This is a genomic window from Phaeodactylibacter luteus (assembly GCF_007993045.1).
GTDB classification, from domain to species: domain Bacteria; phylum Bacteroidota; class Bacteroidia; order Chitinophagales; family Saprospiraceae; genus Phaeodactylibacter; species Phaeodactylibacter luteus.
On sequence record NZ_VOOR01000032.1, the window covers coordinates 25,891 to 46,217 of the forward strand.

General features: G+C 50.9%; 12 protein-coding genes. 4 read left to right on the plus strand and 8 right to left on the minus strand.

Annotated features, from left to right (window positions below; translation table 11 throughout):
• Positions 1 to 57 precede the first annotated feature (57 nt).
• The 4 genes from hppD to FRY97_RS14735 form a co-directional block, all read right to left on the minus strand.
• Positions 58 to 1,182, minus strand: a complete 1,125-nt coding sequence (gene hppD / locus FRY97_RS14720; RefSeq protein WP_147168318.1) for a 4-hydroxyphenylpyruvate dioxygenase — start codon at positions 1,180 to 1,182, stop codon at positions 58 to 60.
• A 37-nt stretch (positions 1,183 to 1,219) separates the two neighbouring features.
• Positions 1,220 to 2,386 (minus strand): homogentisate 1,2-dioxygenase, encoded by a 1,167-nt coding sequence (locus FRY97_RS14725; protein ID WP_147168319.1) that lies wholly within the window; start codon positions 2,384 to 2,386, stop codon positions 1,220 to 1,222.
• 83 nt (positions 2,387 to 2,469) lie between these two features.
• Entirely contained in the window at positions 2,470 to 2,940 is a 471-nt protein-coding gene (locus FRY97_RS14730; protein WP_211356877.1) for a MarR family winged helix-turn-helix transcriptional regulator, read from the minus strand.
• 67 nt (positions 2,941 to 3,007) lie between these two features.
• On the minus strand, positions 3,008 to 4,411 hold the full coding sequence (locus tag FRY97_RS14735) for a patatin-like phospholipase family protein (RefSeq protein ID WP_170254668.1): 1,404 nt from the start codon (positions 4,409 to 4,411) through the stop codon (positions 3,008 to 3,010).
• Between the two features lie 194 nt (positions 4,412 to 4,605).
• Here FRY97_RS14735 and FRY97_RS14740 point away from each other — a divergent pair, with 194 nt between their 5' ends.
• The 4 genes from FRY97_RS14740 (at position 4,606) to FRY97_RS14755 (ending at position 11,605) form a co-directional block, all read left to right on the plus strand.
• On the plus strand, positions 4,606 to 8,103 hold the full coding sequence (locus FRY97_RS14740; protein WP_147168321.1) for a M36 family metallopeptidase: 3,498 nt from the start codon (positions 4,606 to 4,608) through the stop codon (positions 8,101 to 8,103).
• Between the two features lie 628 nt (positions 8,104 to 8,731).
• On the plus strand, positions 8,732 to 10,066 hold the full coding sequence (locus FRY97_RS14745) for a phage integrase SAM-like domain-containing protein (RefSeq protein WP_147168322.1): 1,335 nt from the start codon (positions 8,732 to 8,734) through the stop codon (positions 10,064 to 10,066).
• Between the two features lie 30 nt (positions 10,067 to 10,096).
• Positions 10,097 to 10,804: a hypothetical protein gene (locus FRY97_RS14750; protein ID WP_147168323.1), complete on the plus strand. Its 708-nt coding sequence runs from the start codon at positions 10,097 to 10,099 to the stop codon at positions 10,802 to 10,804.
• A gap of 489 nt (positions 10,805 to 11,293) precedes the next feature.
• Complete coding sequence (locus FRY97_RS14755; protein WP_044147321.1) at positions 11,294 to 11,605, plus strand: helix-turn-helix domain-containing protein; 312 nt, start codon at positions 11,294 to 11,296, stop codon at positions 11,603 to 11,605.
• 98 nt (positions 11,606 to 11,703) lie between these two features.
• Here the strand turns inward: FRY97_RS14755 and FRY97_RS14760 are convergent, their stop codons facing one another.
• The 4 genes from FRY97_RS14760 to FRY97_RS23335 all read right to left on the minus strand — a co-directional run bounded on the left by FRY97_RS14760 (position 11,704) and on the right by FRY97_RS23335 (position 20,249).
• A complete protein-coding gene (locus FRY97_RS14760; RefSeq protein ID WP_147168324.1) occupies positions 11,704 to 14,151 on the minus strand; it encodes a heavy metal translocating P-type ATPase in 2,448 nt (815 codons plus the stop codon).
• Positions 14,152 to 14,246: 95 nt separating this feature from the next.
• Complete coding sequence (locus FRY97_RS14765; RefSeq protein WP_147168325.1) at positions 14,247 to 15,464, minus strand: efflux RND transporter periplasmic adaptor subunit; 1,218 nt, start codon at positions 15,462 to 15,464, stop codon at positions 14,247 to 14,249.
• A 12-nt stretch (positions 15,465 to 15,476) separates the two neighbouring features.
• On the minus strand, positions 15,477 to 19,775 hold the full coding sequence (locus FRY97_RS14770; RefSeq protein WP_147168326.1) for a CusA/CzcA family heavy metal efflux RND transporter: 4,299 nt from the start codon (positions 19,773 to 19,775) through the stop codon (positions 15,477 to 15,479).
• Positions 19,776 to 19,844: 69 nt separating this feature from the next.
• Positions 19,845 to 20,249 (minus strand): DUF6660 family protein, encoded by a 405-nt coding sequence (locus FRY97_RS23335; RefSeq protein WP_394349354.1) that lies wholly within the window; start codon positions 20,247 to 20,249, stop codon positions 19,845 to 19,847.
• Positions 20,250 to 20,327: the final 78 nt, after the last annotated feature.

The following is a 20,327-nucleotide window of genomic DNA, read 5'->3' on the forward strand; positions in this document are numbered from 1 at the left end:
GCCTTTAGAGGGCTACAGCCCGGTATTCATTTTTTTGCCGAAAGGCGGCCGGCCTGCTCAAAGCGTGCCCCTAAGCTCCTGCTCGCGCTCAATGGCCTCGAACAGCGCCTTGAAGTTCCCTTTCCCAAAAGAACGTGCGCCCTCCCGCTGTATGATCTCATAAAAAACTGTTGGGCGGTCTTGCACCGGCTTGGTGAAAATCTGCAGCAGGTAGCCTTCCTCGTCCCGGTCGATCAGGATGTTGAGCCGCTTGAGCTCTTTGAGGTCCTCGTTGATCTCCCCTACACGCTCCATCACCGTATCATAGTACGTGTCTGGCACCCGTAGGAAATCTATGCCGCGGCGCCTCAGCTCATCTACCGTATGTATGATATCGTCTGTTGCAATGGCAATGTGCTGTACGCCTGCACTGCGGTAATAGTCGAGGTATTCTTCAATCTGCGACTTCTTCAGCCCCTGAGCCGGCTCGTTGATCGGGAATTTGATGAAGCCATTGCCATTGGATACCACCTTGCTCATCAGGGCGGTGTACTGGGTAGAAATGTCCTTGTCGTCAAAAGTGACGAGCAGTTTGAAGCCCATGACGTCCTGGTAAAACTTGACCCATTCGTTCATCTGCCCAAGCTCTACGTTGCCTACGCAGTGGTCTACGTATTTCAGCCCGATAGGCTGTACCTCCATGGGCGAGGCTGCCGCCTGAAAGCCAGGAAGGAAAGCCCCTTCGTACTGCTTGCGCTCCACGAATGTATGCAAGGTCTCCCCATAAGTGTGGATGGTGGCTACCGTAACTTTGCCCTGCTCATCCTCAAGCACTTTGGGCGCTTCGTAGGGGCGGGCTCCCCTGGCCACGGCTTTTTCGAAAGCATCGCGGGCATCATCTACCCATAGGGCCAGCACCTTTACCCCATCGCCATGCTTGAGCACATGGCGGGCCACTTCGTGCTCGGGCGACAGGGCTGCCGTCAGCACAAAGCGGATTTTCCCCTGCTCAAGCACATAGGAGGCCGTGTCTTTGCTGCCGGTCTCCGGCCCGCGGTAGGCAACGAGCTTGAAACCGAAAGCAGTTTGGTAATAATGGGCCGCCTGCTTGGCATTGCCCACATAAAATTCAATATAGTCGGTCCCGTTGATCGGGAAGGTATCCTGCTGTGTGGCAGTATCTGATGAAGTGAGGGTGTCCATAAATAAAATGGTTTTATTGGTGAAATAGGCGGGCGGATCAGGATTTGCCGTCTGTCAGCCAGCTTTGGTAGTAGTCCGGGTCTTCAATCCCAGCAGCATCTGCAGTGAGCTGCAGCGGGCGGAAAGTATCCACCATGACCGCCAGCTCGTGGGTCTCCTTGGCACCTATGCTTTTTTCCACTGTGCCGGGGTGTGGCCCGTGAGGGATGCCGCCAGGGTGGAGCGTGATCATGCCGCGCTCCACATGCTTGCGGCTCATGAAGTCGCCATCCACATAGTACAGCACCTCGTCGCTGTCGATATTGCTGTGGTTGTAAGGGGCAGGGATAGCCTGAGGGTGGTAGTCGTACAAGCGGGGCACAAAAGAGCAGATGACAAAGTTGCGGGCCGCAAAAGTCTGATGCACGGGCGGCGGCTGATGTACCCGCCCGGTAATGGGCTCAAAATTGTGTATGCTGAATGCATAAGGGTAAACGTAACCGTCCCAGCCGATGACATCAAAAGGGTGGTTGAGATAGTAATAAGGATAGATCTGATCTTGTTTCTTGATGTAAAACAAGAACTCGCCCTGCTCGTCGTGGGTCTCCAACAGGCTGGGCTTGCGGATATCGCGCTCGCAGAACGGGGCGTGCTCCATCAATTGGCCATAATCGTTGCGGTAGCGCTTGGGCGTAGTGACCGGGCTGCTGGACTCTACAATGAAAAGGCGGTTGTCGCTGCCATCAAACTCCAACTGGTAAGTGGTGCCCCTTGGCACTACGACATAGTCTCCATATTCAAAGCCGACGATGCCGTACATGGTTTTCAGCCGCCCAGTGCCTTGGTGGATGAAGATGACTTCGTCTGCATCCGCATTTTTGAAAAAGTAATCCGTCATGCTTTTGCGGGGCGCCGCCAAAATGATTTTGCAGTCCTCATTGACAAGCACAGGCTTGCGGCTTTTGAGGTAGTCGTCCTCTGGCGCTACGCTGAACCCCTTCAAACTGCGGTGTTTGAGCTGTTTGTCTGCAACAACCTCGGGCGCTACGGAGTAAGGGTCGCCCACTTGTACAATCTGTGTGGGCGGGTTGATGTGGTAAAGCAGGGAGTGCAGGTCGCTAAAGCCCTCGGTGGAGAAAAGCTCCTCGTGGTAAAGCTCACCGTTGGGCTTGCGGAATTGGGTGTGCCGCTTTGGGGGCACCTGCCCCAGGCTTGAATAGTGCATGTACGCTGGTTTTGATTTGGTAAATGGACTGCCCCTTTGGGCTGAAAATGCCGGGCAGGAACAGGGCGGTAGCCAAAAGGGCCTTACCCTTCCTCCGGAGCCAGGTTGTCGAACAGCTGGTTGAGCGTATCCATGAGCTGGTCAATTTGCTGGTTGCCAAGCCCATCCCATGCCTTGCGCCGGGCATGCTGAATGATGGGGAGGACTTCGTCGATCTTCTGCCGCCCTCCAGCTGTGAGCTCAATGCGGAACTTGCGCCGGTCATTCGCGTCGGTCACCCTTTCGGTAAACCCCTTTTTGCAAAGCAAGTCGATGATGCGGGTGATGGTGGGCGCATCTTTGTACGTGGCCCTGGCAATCTCCAGCTGGCTCAGCCCATTCTGCTGATTGAGCACCTGCAGCACCACCCATTGGTCAATGGTGATACCTGTGCCGGCTGCAGCCAGGGTCTGTTGGAAAAACTGCTTCATCCGCTTGGCTGTGCGCTCGAGCGTAAAGCCCGGCATGTCCTTGCGCTCAACGGACGCTCCTCTTGATTCTTCTACCTTTGGCAATAGTCAAAAATTAATTTCTGTAAAAATAATTGTTATACGAACTAAAAGCAAGGGCTGCCACAGATAATTACCGCAGGGCACTGCGGATAGCCGCCCGCTGCAGGTAAACGACATACTTCCCGCTCAGCAGGAGGAGCTCTTGCTCGGGCTCTGTAATGGTGTACTTGGTCCCGATATGGGTAAGCAAATCATAAAGGATTTGTTCATCCCCGTCCGTCAGCGGACCGCCCGCCCGCAGCAGCCCGATGAGCCGGGCCTGCTCTTGGGCAACATCTATTTTTTCTGGCAATGGGGCTTCGTTCCCTTCTATCAGTGCATTGAAACTGAAAAAAACCGGGCAGATCTGAAAAGGGCCGCAGGCGTCGGCTATGTCCCTGCGCAGCGTAGCCCGGCGGGCGTCCAGCCCGCTCGAAGGCAGGCGCACCGCTACGCCAAGGGAGAACAGCGCGCCTTCTTTTGCTGAAAAGGTGTACCGGTTGCCGGCAGCATCGGCATCAACTACAAAGATGACCTTCCTCCTGGCCGCTTCCTGCTTGAGCACCTGCAGGGCCGTATAATAGCCGGTGTTGTCGGTCATAGCCCCGTCAAAGAGGTGGAGGAAAGGCCGGTCGGAGCTGTAGGCGCTGCTGAGCGTGGTATTCGAAATCAGGACCGGGAAGCTGCCGCTGGATTTGATGCCTACAGATAGCGGGATATGGAAAGTACTGTCTGGGCTGACCCCCTGCTTGCGCATGCGGTGGGTATAGCCATCAATTTGGTACCGGGCGAGGATATCTGGCGTAAAAGGGAAAATGTTCATCGTGCTGACCGTAGAGCTGTTGGTGATGTGCATGGGGAACAGCACAGGTGCAGGGCTGCCGGCAGGAATGAACAAATCGCCCAGCCGTATGCTCGAGGCAGAGCGCCCCAATTGCCGCTTCCGGTTTTTGTAGCCGAGCACCTGGTCGTCTATAGCCCGCTCCAGGGCATCCCCATCGTCCACATGGCTGAACCACAGCAGGGGGTTGAAATTGGCCCGGATCAGGGGGCCAGCATAAGAATAAGCCAAAGCGCTGGCCACTCGTTTTTCCACCGCCTGCTCAAAGGAAAAAGGGGTGCCCGGCCGCTGCCGTTGGTGATCAAACAGGGCTGAGATATAGCCGCCCCCTGCGAAACCGCCCCCCGAAACGGTCGAGAGGTAGTCTACTTCCCGGAGCAGATTGCTGGCCTCTGGGCTTTGGAAGGCCTCCAGCCCCAGCATGACCCCGGTGCCAAAATTCGCTGCCCGGGAGCCGCCCCCCGAAATCGCTAAGGCTAGGGCCAGGGTGGAATCTTGGCCCGCCCGCAACTGGACACTCTTGTAATAGGACAAGTCAATTGTAGGGGCCAGCTCGCCATCTTTGATGAACTGGCTTCGGTCGGGGTAAATGGCCTTGCTGCAGGCGCTGGCCAACATCAGGAGCCCGGCCAAAAGGAGCAATGTGTGCCGCATTGGGGGTTGATTTAAGTGCATGGTGCAAAAATAACAATTCTTGCAGCCCTTACAGCTGGGTTTTGGTTTTGTCAAAATCGGGATACTGTCGCCAAGAGTGCAGTAGGCAGCCCCGTGCAGCCCGCCCGATTGGCTTCCGCATACCTATATTTAGGTTCTTTGCAAACCATGCCTAATCACATTACAACATTAATATGAAAAAGAGACTTTTACCTCTGTTGTCCATCGTGGCAGCAGCCATCCTTCCGCTGGCCCTTCCAGCACAGCTTAGCCAGCCTGAAGAGGCAGCCCGGGCCATTCTGGCACGCCAGGCAGAACAGCTGGGGCTTACGCCCAATGATATTGCTGCCGCGCGCTTGAGCCATATGACAACCTCCCGCCACAACGGGCTGTCCCACCTTTATTTCCAGCAAATGCACGAAGGGGCTCCGGTCTACAACGCTGTATTGAACGTCTCCCTGTCTGAGGAAGGCGAAGTGGTAGCCCTGGGCAACCGTTTTGTGCCGCGCCTGGCCGAGGTTGCTGGCCCTATGGCCCCGCAAATCAGCCCTGAACAAGCCTTGCTCGCCGTGCTGCAGTACCATGGCTTGCCTACCATAGCCCAACCTGCCCTGCGCAAGGGGAGCGAGCCGGGCACCTGGATAGCAGATGCCCCGGGCATTGCCCTACAGCCGGTTGAGATCTACCTCGCCTACCAGCCGGTCAGCGAAAAAGAGGTGCGCCTGGCCTGGAATGTCAACCTCTATGAAACCGCTGCCCAGCATTGGTGGGACGACCGCGTAGATGCTCTGACCGGCAAAGTCCTGAATAGCCAGGACTGGGTCGTGCATTGTGCATTTGACCAGCCGCACGCCCATTGCGAAAGCCACCACCGCCTTGGGCTGAATGCCCCCAATAGTGCTGAAGAATCCCCGCTCGATGGCAGCGCTTACCGCGTTTACCCGCTCACTGTGGAGAGCCCCAATCATGGCAGCCGGGCTTTGATCGCTGAGCCGGCCGATTCCACAGCTTCCCCCTTTGGCTGGCACGATACAGATGGGGTGCCCGGGGCTGAGTTCACCATCACCCGAGGCAATAATGTGCATGCTTACCATGATATTTTCAACCTCAACAGCTCTGCCGGCGATGAGCCGGACGGGGGCGAAGCCCTTCAGTTCGATTTCCCGCTTGACCTCGCCGCCAGCCAGCCCTACACTCAGATAGACCCGCTAGTGACCAACCTGTTCTATTGGAACAACCTCATGCACGATGTCTGGTACCAATACGGCTTTGACGAGGCATCGGGCAACTTCCAAGCTACCAACTATTCTGGGCTGGGCGACGCCGGAGACCATGTCCGCGCTGAGGCCCTCGACGGCAGCGGCACCAACAATGCCAACTTTGCTACGCCTCCAGATGGCAGCAACCCTCGTATGCAGATGTACCTGTGGGGAGGCACCCTGCCCAATCTGAGCACCGACTCCCGCTTCCAAGTTAGCGATTCTGCAGGCGTGCTCGACAGCTACCTCTTCGTGCAGGCAGGCTTTGGCGGAGACCTCCCTGCTGCAGATGAACCCCTGAATGCAGCCCTCGTGCTGGTGGAAGACGATACCGACCCTGCCAGCGATGGCTGCGATGGCCTCCTCAATGCAGAAGCCCTTGCGGGCAAAGTAGCCCTTATCGACCGCGGCTCCTGTGAGTTTGGGCTGAAAGTGCTACAGGCAGAAAATGCCGGGGCGATCGCGGCCATCATTTGCAACAACGCCCCAGGAGACCCTATTGTCATGGGCGCTGGCCAGGTAGGTGGCCAGGTGGGCATCCCCAGCATCATGATCACGCTCGAAGATTGCAATGCCATAAAAGCAGCTATGCCGGGCCTCAGCGTATCCCTCAGCGCACCAGAGCTGAACGTGCCCAACCCCGGGCCGAGCGGGCTCAGCAGCGACCTGGACAACGGGGTGATCGTTCACGAATATACCCATGGCATTTCCATACGCCTCACCGGCGGTGCGGGCAACAGCGGCTGCCTTAGCAATCAGGAGCAGGCCGGGGAAGGCTGGAGCGACTGGTTCGGGCTGGTCATGACCACTACTGCGGATATGACCCCCGGGCAGCCTCGTGGCATTGGGACCTACGTTACGGCTCAGCCTACTAACGGCGACGGCATCCGCACGTACCCTTATTCCCGGGATATGGAGGTCAACCCTCATACTTATGCCAATATCAACGGCGAATCTGTCCCCCATGGTGTAGGCTCGGTCTGGTGCGTCATGATCTGGGACCTCTACTGGAACCTCGTCGAAGAATATGGCTATGATGAAGACCTCTACTTTGGGCAAGGCGGCAACAACATCGCCATGCAGCTCGTGCTCGACGGGCTGAAGCTGCAGCCTTGCAACCCTACCTTTATCGAAGCCCGGGACGCTATCCTGCAGGCTGACCTGGCCAACAACCAGGGGGCCAACCAATGCCTCATCTGGGAAACTTTTGCCCGCCGTGGGCTTGGCTTCTCTGCTCAGGCCGGCGGACAGGAAGCCTTTGATATACCTGATGCCTGCAACTTCACCTTCCGGGTCAACAAAACCGCGGTGGCAGAAGCCAATGCAGGCGATATCATCACCTATGAGCTCGAGATCATCAATGGCCGCACTGCTGCCGTTGACAATGGCACGGTGACCGATATTTTGCCGCAAGGCGCCACCTTGGTCGAAGGCAGCGCAACCTGCCCCGTCAGTGTGGCCGACGGCGTAATGACCATTGGCCTGGGCGAGGTGCCCAGCGGCCAGGTCATCAATTGCAGCTATCAGCTTCAGCTGCCCGAGGCGCCCTTCACCTACGCCAGCTTTACGGATGGTGCGGAGAACGGGCTCGCCAACTGGAATGTAGATGCCCCTACCGGCAGCCAAAACTGGCTGGCGACGGCCAACGATTCGTACGCCGGTGCCTCCTCTTTCTTTGCCCGCAATCTGGCAACACCGACAGAGCAAGTCCTGACCATCGCTGCCCCCCAAAGCCCAACGGGAGAAGTGCGGGCCATCTCCTTCTGGCACCGCTACAATACCGAAGACAGCTGGGACGGGGGGATCGTAGAAATTTCCCCCAACGGTGTATTCTGGCTCGATGCGGGCACAGCTATGATACAGAACGGCTATGAAGCACCGCTCAACGATAGCGAAGACAACCCCCTGGCCAACCAACCGGCTTTCCACGGCAATAGCGGGGGCTGGGTCAAGACCATCATCTCCCTGGAAAATTTGAGCTGGCCCAACGTGTTCATCCGCTTCCGCTTTGGCTCCGATGGTGCCGTAGGCGGAGAAGGCTGGTATGTGGATGAGGTCGAATTCCTGAGCGACTTTACCCAGGCCCGCAACATCGCCTGCGTGGGGGATGAGGCAGAGCAATTGTGCAGCGAAGCGGTGACCATCGTGTATGGCGAAGCTCCGGTCAATACCCGGGAGCAGCTTTACGAAGGGGCATGGACCGTTTCGCCCAACCCTTCCCCTGGCAAGCTAGAAGTGGCCTTTGCTGAAGTGCTGCCCGCAGGCGCTAGCCTGCAAGTGGCCGCTTCCGATGGCCGCATCTTGGGCACCTATCAGGCGGCTGGGCAGCCCGTGCTCGGCCTTGAGCTAGGGCACTTGCCGAAAGGCGTTTATTTCTTAAGGCTGAGCACGCCTCAGGGGCAGGCAGTGAAGCGCGTTGTACTACAACCGTAAGCCTCGTTCGACTGCTCATTGCTACTTACTGCCCGGGCCGGCTCAGATGCTTGCCCGGGCAGTTTTTGCCAAGGCTTGTTTTTCCATTGCGGGCCATCGGTTTTCACAGGGCACAAAGCTGGCTTAGCGGGCGTAGGCCAAGCTTTGCATCGGCCTAGCGCTGCGGAGGGGTGGGAAGCCCGTTAGGGCCGAGCGGTGAGCGAGCCCCGCAGCATAGCGGCACCTGCCATCCGGCAGGGGCAGGCCCCATCACATTGTGCAGGGGCAGGCACCAAGTTTACTTTGCGATGGGCTATATGGCCGCTCGTACAACGAAAAAAGCAGCCAAGACCTAACTTGACTGCTTTTATTCGAATCTTTTTCACTTAACGGCTGCTGAAGCTTTTTATCTTCGTAACTCGTTGGGTAGCAGTTATTCCGTATGATTTTTAGTAGACCTACTAGGTCCACATTTCGATACAATTATACGGGGTTTTCCGGTATTTCGCTGAAAAAATGGCAGATTTTAGCCGATTTTTTGCAAAAACGCTTAGTATGGCGGAAAAGACTGGAACACTGACGACTGCTAAAACGACTGCTAGGAATTAAGGCTTCGGTTGGAATATTTTGGTGGTAAACCCAAAAAAATATGGGCAAATTACCAAAACCAAGATTCAACCTCAAAGCCCCAAATGCCGATTCGGAAACGCTTATCTTCCTTGTTTTACGCTACAAAGGAAAGCGGCTCCAATACTCTACCGGACTCAATATCCATCCCCAAGATTGGGATGGTAGGGCGCAACGTCCTTTCGCCAGAGAGCGACGGAATGACCTCTTTGTCATCAAACGCAAGTTGGATGACCTAGCGACCTATTGTATGGACATATTTATTGCCTCAGAATATGGTCGAATTTCGCTGGAAGCGTTCAAAGAGGAGTTAGACATCAAAATCGGCAAAACGGAAACTCCTGAGCAGGAAGAGGGCGATTCAGACGATAGAATTCCCTTCCTTAAATTCCTCGACCTCGAAATAGCCGAAATGAAAGCTGCCAAGATGAAACGCGGTAGCTGGAAGGTCTTTGAGACCCATGCAGGCCGCATCAAGAAGTTTGCCGCTGAGGTGTATGGAACTCGCGGCTTCACTTATGAGGATGTAGACTGGAACCTTCGCCTCAAGCTGATCGATTGGCTTGCCAAGCAGAATACTCAGCTTGCCTACGGCAACAAGACACTGAAAGTATTGAGGCAATTTTTGGAGCGGGCGCGACGGAAAAAGCTGCACTCCCATACGGACTACCTCGGAGAAGGGTGGGTGGTATCCAGAAAGAAAGCGGAAGGCCAACTGGTCACGCTTTCTAATGATGAACTTGGTATTCTGGCAGAAATGAAACTCGCTGGCTTTTTGGCGAAAGTCAGAGATATATGCCTGATCGGGGCAGGAACGGGGCAACGATGGAGCGACTTTTCGCGCTACAGCCAAGACCACTTCTACCGCACCCTAAAAGGTGCAACCATTCTTTCGGTCATCTCTACTAAGACCGATACGCCGGTCAAGGTTCCCGTTAATCTCTTCCCCTGGCTACTTTCAGTTTTGGAGCGGAACGATTACGCTACGCCCAAGATGTCGATGCAGAAATTCAATGACGGCCTGAAGCAGCTTTGCAAGCTGGCAGGCTTCGATGAACGCTTGCTCATCGTGGAGCAATATATCGGGCGCAAGGCAACGGTAACCAAGTCTTTTGCGCATAAATATGAACTGGTTTCCTCTCATATCTGTCGTCGCAGTTTTGCGACCAACCTCTACCGCATGGGCTACAGCCTTGCCCAAATTATGCCGATGACCGGCCACGCTACCGAATCGCAGCTACGACAATATATCGGCATAGACGGCGAAATGAACGCTGAGGAAATTGCCCTCAACATCATGGCACAGCAAAGCCGTCAACCCGACGGCGGTGCTAAGGCAAAAGCACTGGGTGCTTAATTATTCATTGCTCTTGAAAAGAAAAAATCCATGCAAAACATACTCTTCAATAACGACTTCGGAAAGTCCATCAAGAAACTGCGGGCGATACTCCCGAAACTGTGCTTTAGCTTGCTTATTGCTACCTATCTTATCTCGGCCATCATCATGGGCATCTTCCATGCTCAGAATGCGGCAAATATTGGCTTTATGATAGCGGCTTTTCTAGTGCCGCTGGCTATCCAAGCGGGCAGGGGAACGCTGGTATTCTTCTTCCAGCTTAACCCCGCTCAGATTCAGGGCAAGTTGTCATTCGGGATAATTGCCGCTACTGCTTTGCTTATCCTTTCCCTGATCGAGGCGGTGTTGGTACTCAAGCCTTATGGCTATACCTGGATAGTTTCCGTTTCTACCCTCATGCTAATCGGTTGGGTGATTGAAATAATGATACTGCGCGAAACTATACTAGCGACACAAATGGAGCTATTTTCGGATAAGGAACGGTGGCAGGAAGTAAAAGCTTTCTACTTGGCAAAGGCAGAGCTTAAGCACTTCATCGCCGAACTAGAGGCAGGAAAAATGCCGGAGATAACACCACAGGTATTGCTGCCAGTAAGCGATGAACAAACCTATCCTCAAGAACCGGAAGCGCCAACCGAACAGGAAAGCGACCCAGCCGCTGATTTGCTCAAAGAGTTAAACGAGCATTTGCGGGGAAAGGGGAACCGCCCTTTTCCATCGATGGGGAAGGGCGAATAAGTGCCACCTTTTACGGGGTTCTGCTGGATAGTGATGACCCGTTCCTTGGCCATAATCTCGACCGATTAGAAAAACGATTTAGGGAAAGATACACGGCCTCACTCGAAAAGCACCAAGCGCGGGAAGCAGAAAGCAAACCACCTCACCAGACCGTTTTGAAATCCATGCAGGAGAATGAAAAACGGCTGCTTATGGTACGAATATTACGACATCAGCTACTAGATGAACCGCTTAATTTGGAGATTTGAAAATAGCCCTTCCACTTCGGGAGGGCTTATTTTTTGCCCTAAAATGTTAAAAAGTGTTAAAGTTTGCTTTGGATGGAATTTCCCAGATTATCCCATTTGATTTCACTTAGTTCCAAGTGATATTCCAGATGATTTCATATCGTTTCAAATCGGCACAACATGGACACAAGTCGCTGTTTTATAGTTATTTGTGCGCAATTGTTCTTTTCTATAGATTGCCAAAAATTAAACAATTCACGATATGGAAATCAGAGATAACGGGGTCGTGCTACATTCCGTCACCCCACACCAATTGAAGGAGATTTTGCGGGAAATGATCCGCGAAGAATTTACCAATGTTAACGAGGAAATTCAGCGGGTTATCGGGGAAGATGACCTGGTTAGCACCGGCACGGCTTGCCGCTTGCTCGGTATGTGTTCTAAGCAACTCCGTTATTTGGTCAATGAAGGGCATTTTACAGTGTTTCACCACATGAAGGAAAAAAGATATATTCGGGCAGAGTTACTTGAGTTTCGCAATAAGCAACGAATCAGTAAGCTATACAAGAAATAGCTGCATTGACCGTCAAGTAATATTGCCGACTTTAAGATGATTTATCTTTTATTCCCGCTAGCAACGAAAACTCTTCCTTTATATGAAAGAAGAAGAATCTAACGGGGATATGCTAGCAAACGCAAGGCATTTGCAACTACAACCAGGGTCGACCCTTCATGTGCAACGACCGCCGGTCCGATTTGTGCGACACCAAACAGAGTCAGAGGAACCAGAATAGCCACCATGCCAAGGCTGATCCAGAGATTCTGCTTAATAATCCATTTTGCTTTTCTACTCAACCCAATCGCAAAAGGTAGATTATCCAATCGGTTTGCCATGAGCGCAATATCTGCTGTTTGAAGTGCTACATCCGAACCCGCCGCTCCCATTGCTATACCAACCGTACTTTTTGCCATAGCAGGGGCATCATTAACACCGTCACCGATCATTGCTACTTTCCCTTCTTTCTGCTTCAAATCTTCAATAGCATTGACCTTGTCTTCAGGTAATAGATTTCCCATAGGATCAGTAATGCCGATGTTTTTTGCCACGGCATTTGCTACTTTTTGATTATCGCCAGTGAGCATTATCATTCGTTGAATGCCAATCTCCTTTAACTTGCCTAGCGTGGCAGCAGCTTCCGGGCGAGCAACATCCATTACTGAGATTATTCCTAAATATTGACCATCACGATGGACAATCATCGCAGTATGCCCTTCCTCCTCAAGCTCTGTCATCTTCTGATCTATTCCCTGTGGTATTTCAGCCCCCGTTAGTTCTTTGAATAATCTGCGATTACCAATGTGAACGATTTTATTCTCAAGCGTTGCCTTAATGCCGCGTGCTGTGAGAGCTTCCAGATTCTGTGCCTTTGGAAGGTTTATATTTTTCAATTCTGCCTGTCCACCTTCTACTATAGCTGCTGCCAAAGGATGATCGCTCAGTTCCTCGACGGCAACAGCAACACTTAGCAAAGTTTCCTTATCTATCGAATCAAATGGTATGGAGTGAGTTAACCTAGGCTTTCCTTCCGTCAATGTTCCGGTTTTATCGAAAGCAAGTGCATTCAAGCTACCCAAATCCTCTAACGGACGACCTCCTTTTATGAGTACGCCCTGTCGGGCTGCCCTTGCTACTCCGGCTAACACAGCACTGGGTGTAGATATAGCTAAGGCACAAGGTGATGCGGCAACCAGCACTGCCATTGCCCGGTAGAAACTATCGGCAAAGGTTTCATCCAGTACTAAAAAAGCAAACAATAATATTACCACCAAGATCAGTACGGCAGGTACGAAATAGCGTTCAAACTTATCGGTCAACCGTTGCGTAGGTGATTTCTGAGTTTCGGCTTCCTTAACGAGTTCGACTAGTTTAGAAAGAGTGCTATCTTTCGCCAATTTCAAGACTTTTACCTCCAGAGCACCACTACCATTTATCGTCCCCGCAAAGGCTCTGTTTTCAGCCGGGAGCTGATCAAGTTCGTAGGTTACGGCAGTATCAGCAACCGCATTTTTATCAACGGGTACGCTTTCTCCCGTTATTGGCGCTTGATCAACAGCACTGTTTCCGTTGATGATCACCCCATCAGCGGCAATCTTTGTATTAGGTTTGACGATTATGACATCCCCAATTTCTAGTTCCTCGACGCCAAGCTCTACTACCTCATTATTTCGTCGGACTAACGCCGTGGGAGGAGCAAGATCAGAAAGAGCTGCTATGGACTTTCGGGCCCGACTCATCGCATAGTTTTCCAATGCATGCCCCAAGCTGAATAAAAACAGCAATAAAGCTGCCTCTTCCCATTTTCCTAGGGAAGCTGCTCCGGCACCAGCAACCAGCATTAAGAAATCAATTTCAAATTGCCCCTTACGAACGGTTGCTATCGCTTCCAGAAGTGTAAAATATCCACCCAGGAGTAATGCTACGACGAAAAGTCCAATATTGAAATGTTCGGCAACACCAGATTGAAATGAGAGGATCAAGCCCGCTAACCAGAACACACCGCTTCCAATGGCAAAATACAATTCGGTGTTCTCACCCAGTATTCCACCGTGAGTATGGCCGTGGTTGTGATCCTGGTCGTGCTCATGGTCTTTTTCACCATCATGAGGGTGGTTAATTTGTGAAAGGGTCTCAATTTGGAGTTTGGCACTTTCAATTGTTTCAAACACCTCTTTTTCGCCGATAATTTCACTATCCCACTCTAGGCGTAGGACGCCAGATACGGAGACGACCGCTTCCAGAATACCTGCTTTTTCAAGCAAAGCCACTTCGATTCGGCGTGCATGTCTTTGATGCCGGACTCCTTTTACATTCAAAAGAGTATGCCGAAAACGGTGCGTTAAAGCTGCTCCCGTTCTACTAGCGATTTGCTTGACTTTACTCAAAGTGATCAGTTCCGGCTGATAATGTATACAGATAAGCGATGGTTCTGCTTGCTCGATATGAACATATTCTATCCCCGCTTCACCTGTCAGGCTTTCAACCAGACGATCAACACAATTATCCTTTTGATCAGGAAGGGAAGGTAATAATACTGGTATTTTAATCTTTAGTTTTTTCATTAGGCTAATCGGTTGAAGTGCAAAATTGGTTAGCGTTCTAAAGACATGCTTTCCGTTCTCTAGAGCGGGACGGAATGTCCCGCTCTAGAGAAATTTTAATGTTCGTGTTCAAGTTCGCCCTTCATCATCTGGGCAGCCAGATAATAGGCCTGATCGGTGACAAAGCGCGTACCATCTGGCAAAACCTCCAGTGGTTCTACGGCAACAAATCCATTATCCTTTTCCCCCACCTTCACTGATACGCGCCGAAAATGTTTGCCATCTGGAGTTTCCTCTTCCTGAATGAAGATATAGTTGAGGCCACCTTCTGAAATGACGGCCCCTTCCGGAAGTGCCTTTACGGTGGCTGCGTCATTCCAGATTTTTGCCTCGACATAGGCTCCACGTATAAAATTTGGGTTTTTGCCGTCAATATGCCCATGTACCCTTACTGTCTTGTTTTCCATATTAAAAGAGCGTCCCACTAGTCGGACTTCTCCTGCAAACACTTCCGAACTCAAGGAAGGTAGGGTGAAGCTGATGGGCATGCCTTCCTGTACTTGAGAAATATTGCTTTCAAAGACATCCAATTCCAGATGAACATGCTGATTATTCACGATCTCGTAGAGCATTTCCGACGGCTGCACATAGCGTCCCTGATTAATGTTCAGGTTGGTAATATAACCTGATATAGGGGCAGTGATGCCAATCGTTGAGAAGACCTTTCCACTGGAGACTTGTTCAGGATCGATTCCCAAATAGCGAAGTTTGGCTGCCAGCCCTTTGGCTTGCGCCTCTTGTCTTTTTAATACACTGGTGGCCTCCTGCAAACTTTTCAATACACCTGCATTAGCACCACTAAGTTCCTGCTGGCGGGATACTTCCTGTCGGGAAAATTCCAGTTGAGCCACTACTTCCAGATAATCCTGCTGTAGTTGCAGATAGTCTGGATGTTCCAGGCGGGCTAGTACCGTTCCTTGTTTCACATAGCTTCCTATGAGATATTCTCCTTTGGTAGACTGTACAAAGCCGTTAGCCGGTGCAGTAACAGTAGCGATTTCATCAGGAGGAAGGTCTAAAACACCGTTAGCCTTAATAAACCCAGTGATCTTCAACTCTTCCATTTTTCCAATAGTAAGACCGATGGTTTTTATCTGCTCATTGGTTAATTCCACTTCTGTATCTGAATGAGATTCTTCTGCTATCTCTTGCTGCTCTGTGTGGGGTTCTCCGTGGTCATGGCCATCTTCAGCATGGGTGTGATCTGAACTGCACGCAAATGCAAAAATGACTATGGAGAGAAGAGGTAATAAACATTTATATGTAATAGACATGGTATTTCAAGATTAGAGGTTGAGATAATTGATGAGCACTACTGTACGATTGTACCGCCTGAGATCTTCCAGATATTGGAGTTCCAGCAAAAACGCCTGTTCGAGTGCCTGCACGAATTCGACATAGCCGATTTCTCCTGCTTCGTAACGAAGCCGTCCAGTGCGCAGTAGCTCTTTAGCGTATTGCTCTCCCTGCTCATCATAGAAATCAAGCGCCTGCTCCGCTTGTCGCAAATCTTGCTGTAACTCCAGCAATTGCCTTTGCAAAAGAACGCGACTCGTCTGTTGTTGTGAGCGGGCGATCTGTTGCTGGGCCTCAGCGGCATCTATTCGCTTGCGCTGTGCACCCTGGAAAATGGGAATACTCACCCCCAGACGCACGCCACTCAAGCCGTTTACACCACCGAATTCTTGATAAGCATAACCGATGTTAAATTCCGGTAGGAGTTCATTGCGCTCTACTTCCAGCTGCTGCCCTGCAACTACTTGCAATTGCTCATTATAGGCAAGCAGTGGGTGATCCGTTAAACTATCGGTATTATTGATAGGAAAGCGTTGACTTTCATTTACACTGGGTATTAGGTCATCCGCAGAATTGAGCAACAATTGCAATTGTTGTTCCAGCATCACTACCCCTTCATTATTCTGCCGATACCCGAGCCGCAGATTTTCCAGTTTATTTCTGGCCGTCAGCAATTCAAGCGGTGAGGTAGCACCGGTTTCCACTCGAACCGTTGCCATGTTCACAAAGGATTGATAAAGCGTATCGAAATGATCGTAGAGTTCGACTCGCTTATAGAGGCTGAACCAGTCTGCATAGATGGTAGCTGCCATTTGCTCGACTTCTCTTTCGGTGAGTGCCTGACGCTGTCGGGCTAAGTCCGTTTGGCTCGACAATAAGTTGTTCCTTGCACGGTAGACCTTGGGTAAGGCAAACGATTGCTGCACACCAAAACCGTGTTCGGCCAAACTATTCGTTCCTCCCAAGCCGTCACCATTGTAGAAGAACTGTGTTTTGGGTAGTTCAAAACCGCTGCCCTCCAACATTTGGCGTTGCATCACCGCCAATTCAGCCGCTTCCAACGCAGGATAATTGGATTTCGTTTCGTTCACCACTTCTTGCAAGGATAACGGGCGTTGTGCCTGCGCCGACCAAGGAAAGGCTAACAAACACAGACCGATCATTAGTGTCGTATTCATCCGTCGTTGCTGCCATCTAGCCAGCCAACTATATAAAATAGGTAGCACCACCAGTGTCAGAATAGTAGCGGTAATTAGGCCTCCGATCACTACGGTCGCTAAAGGACGTTGTACTTCCGCACCACCCGAAGTAGAGAGAGCCATCGGTAAAAAACCAAGGGAGGCCACGGCTGCGGTCATTAGTACAGGGCGGAGCCTTACACTTGTTCCTTTCAATATCCGTTCACGGACATTGCTCATCCCTTCTTTTTCCAACTGATTGAAATAGGCAATTAATACAATACCGTTCAATACTGCCACTCCGAATAAGGCAATAAAACCTATTCCGGCTGAGATACTAAAAGGCATGCCTCTGAGTGATAGCGCCCATATACCACCGATTGCGGATAGCGGAATAGCGGTAAAAATGAGCGCGGATTGGCTAAGCGAACCAAAGGTGAAGTAGAGTAGTATGAAAATGATGGCTAAAGCAACCGGTACCGCAACGGAAAGCCTTGCTTGGGCTTTAACCAAATTCTCAAATTGACCGCCGTAGGTAAGATAGTAACCGGGCGGCAGCTGAAGCTCTTTATCAACAATGGCCTGCATTTCCTTTACCAGTGTTTCTGTATCCTTGCTGCCAGCGTTCACGCCCACTACGATCCGGCGTTTGGTGTCATCTCGCGAGATTTGCATTGGGGCCTCCTCGAAGCGAACTTCTGCCACCTCCTCCAGCGGAATTTGCTGCCCATTATCGAGCGGAATATAGAGCTGTTGTACATTCGTTATTTCTTGGCGATAATCAGCTTGTAATCGCACCACCAGATCGAAACGGCGATCTCCTTCATAAATAGTGCCTGCACGCTCACCGGCGAATGCCGTGCGAATGACCCGGTTAACTTCCCGAACCTGCAAGCCATACTGAGCTAGCTTATCATATTTGAAACGAATAACGATTTGTGGCATACCGACGATCTGTTCGGTTTTAATGGAGGCAATCCCTTCAATGCTATTAAAGAGTCGCTCTGCCTCTTTTGCCTTTTGGAAGAGTACATCAAGGTCTTCCCCGTATATTTTGACGGCAATGTCCGCCCGTGACCCCGTAAGTAACTCATTGAAGCGTAGTTGGATGGGTTGAGAAAACTCATAATTGACACCGGGGATTTCGGATAACACCTCTTCAAAGCGCTCAAACATCTCGGTTCGGGAAGATGCACTGCCCCATTCTTCCTTTGGCATCATCGTAACTGCAAAGTCACCGATTTCAATAGGCATGGGATCAGTAGGAATTTCAGCGGCACCAATGCGAGCGACAACATCGATCACCTCCGGGAAAGACTCTTTCAATTTAGTAGCTACCAAATTGGATACTTCTACACTCTGGGATAGAGAACTGCCTGGAGCCAGAATTTGCTGTACCGCAAGGTCACCTTCATCCAATGTGGGAATAAACTCACCACCCAGTCGGGAGAATTGCCACAAACTGATGCAAAACAAAATAAGGGTCAGGGCAATGACAAGTGTTTTAAATCGTAACGCAAGTTCAATGACTGGTCGGTAGATACGTTGAAAAAAGCCCATGATCCGATCAGCGATGGTGCGCTTGTCGACGACCTCTTTGTTGAGTGCCAGGGCAGTCATCATCGGGACATAAGTGAGCGACAATATGAGCGCGCCAAGAATGGCAAAACCTACGGTCATCGCCATGGGACGAAACATTTTTCCTTCAATGCCAGTGAGTGCGAGAATAGGAATGTAAACCATTAGGATAATGATCTCTCCAAAGGCGGCGGATTTACGGATACGGATAGCACCTTTTGTAATCTCCTCATCCATCTGAGCTTGAGTAAGGCGCTGTCCGGCAAAACCAAGTTGCAAGCGATGCACCACCGACTCTACAATGATGACTGCCCCGTCAACAATAAGACCGAAATCAATAGCCCCCAAACTCATTAGATTGGCGGAAATGCCAAAGACATTCATCATGCCCAAAGCAAATAACATTGCCAGAGGAATGACCGAAGCAACGACTAGTCCGGCCCGTAAATTCCCGAGTAAAAGCACCAAAACAAAGATGACAATGAGTCCACCTTCCAACAAATTCTTTTCCACGGTACCGATAGCGCGTTGCACGAGATTATCACGAACCAAATAAGGTTTGATGGATACACCTTCTGGGAGTGATTTCTGGATTTGTTCTACCCGCTTACTCACGCGCTCTGTCACTTCACTGGAATTGGCCCCTTTGAGCATCATGACCACTCCTCCGACAACATCACCCTGACCGTTAATGGTCATCGCTCCGTATCGGGGTGCATGACCGTATTGAACCAGAGCTATATCCTCAACCAAGATCGGAATATTATCTACCGTTTTAACAACGATATTCTCAATGTCGGGCAATTCCTTGACCATCCCCTCAGAGCGAATGAAATAGGTGTTAGGGTTCTTTTCGATGTATGCGCCTCCGGTATTTTCGTTACTTTGCTCCAGTGCTTGTAGTACCTCCGTTACAGTGACTCTTTGTGCGCGCAGTTTTTCGGGGTTTATCGCTACCTCGTACTGCTTTAAAAAGCCTCCTACCGTATTGACCTCTACCACTCCCGGAATTCCCGATAGCTGCCGTTTGACGAGCCAATCTTGGAGCGTTCGTAACTCCATAGCCGAATACTGTGATTCGTAGCCAGGCTCTGCCTGAAGCGTATATTGGTATATTTCGCCTAAGCCTGTTGAAATCGGTGCCATTTCTGGGGAGCCGAGCCCATCAGGAATGGCTTCATCAGCTTCGCGGATTTTCTCGGCAACCAATTGCCGAGGCAGGTAAGTGCCCATTTTTTCCGCGAAAACAACGGTCACTACGGAGAGGCCGAAGCGACTGATCGAGCGTATCTCTTCCACCGAAGGAAGATTCTGCATCGCCAGTTCCACTGGCGTAGTAATAAATTGTTCCACCTCTTGAGTGGCCAGGTTAGGAGAGATGGTGATGATCTGTACCTGATTGTTGGTAATATCCGGCACCGCATCAATAGGTAGCTGGGTAGCCGAATAACTACCCCAACCGATCAGTGCCAATACCATGACACCGATGATGAACTTATTCCGCACGGAATAAGCAATTAGATTATCTATCATGTTGCTAAATGAAAATTAGTTAAACCGAAAAAGATATGCCGAGGCGTACTTTGCCTGCGGATGTTTGGTTTAACTAAACTTTGGCGGCTGCCATATGTCATCCAAGCACAATGAAGTGTATATATCTGCTTGGATACGAGGTTTTTTTACAGCAGCTTTCAAAGGGAATGCAAGCTGCCAATCCAGTTTTACAGGAGGGCGAATCGTAATATGGCAACAGCTACAAGAACACAATGGAGAGCAATGGTCCATAGTGCTTTCATGATCATGGCTGTCAGTATCAGGTAACTCAACAGCTAGAGAATTACCAATAGCAGAAGTATCCCAAGTTGATCCATCAGCACAGGGAACGATGGCTAACGCCAAAAGATAGATGCTCAATATGATACTTACATACTTCATGCAGGTCACAAAAGTAGAAAAATTACTAATACAACACAATAGCAAATAAAATGAGGTTTGGCAATGCAGCATAGAACCAGGGTAGCAACCGGCCACCTCTTCTTATCAAATATTTTGGACTTTTTTATCTTTGAGAATATAATTGCGACA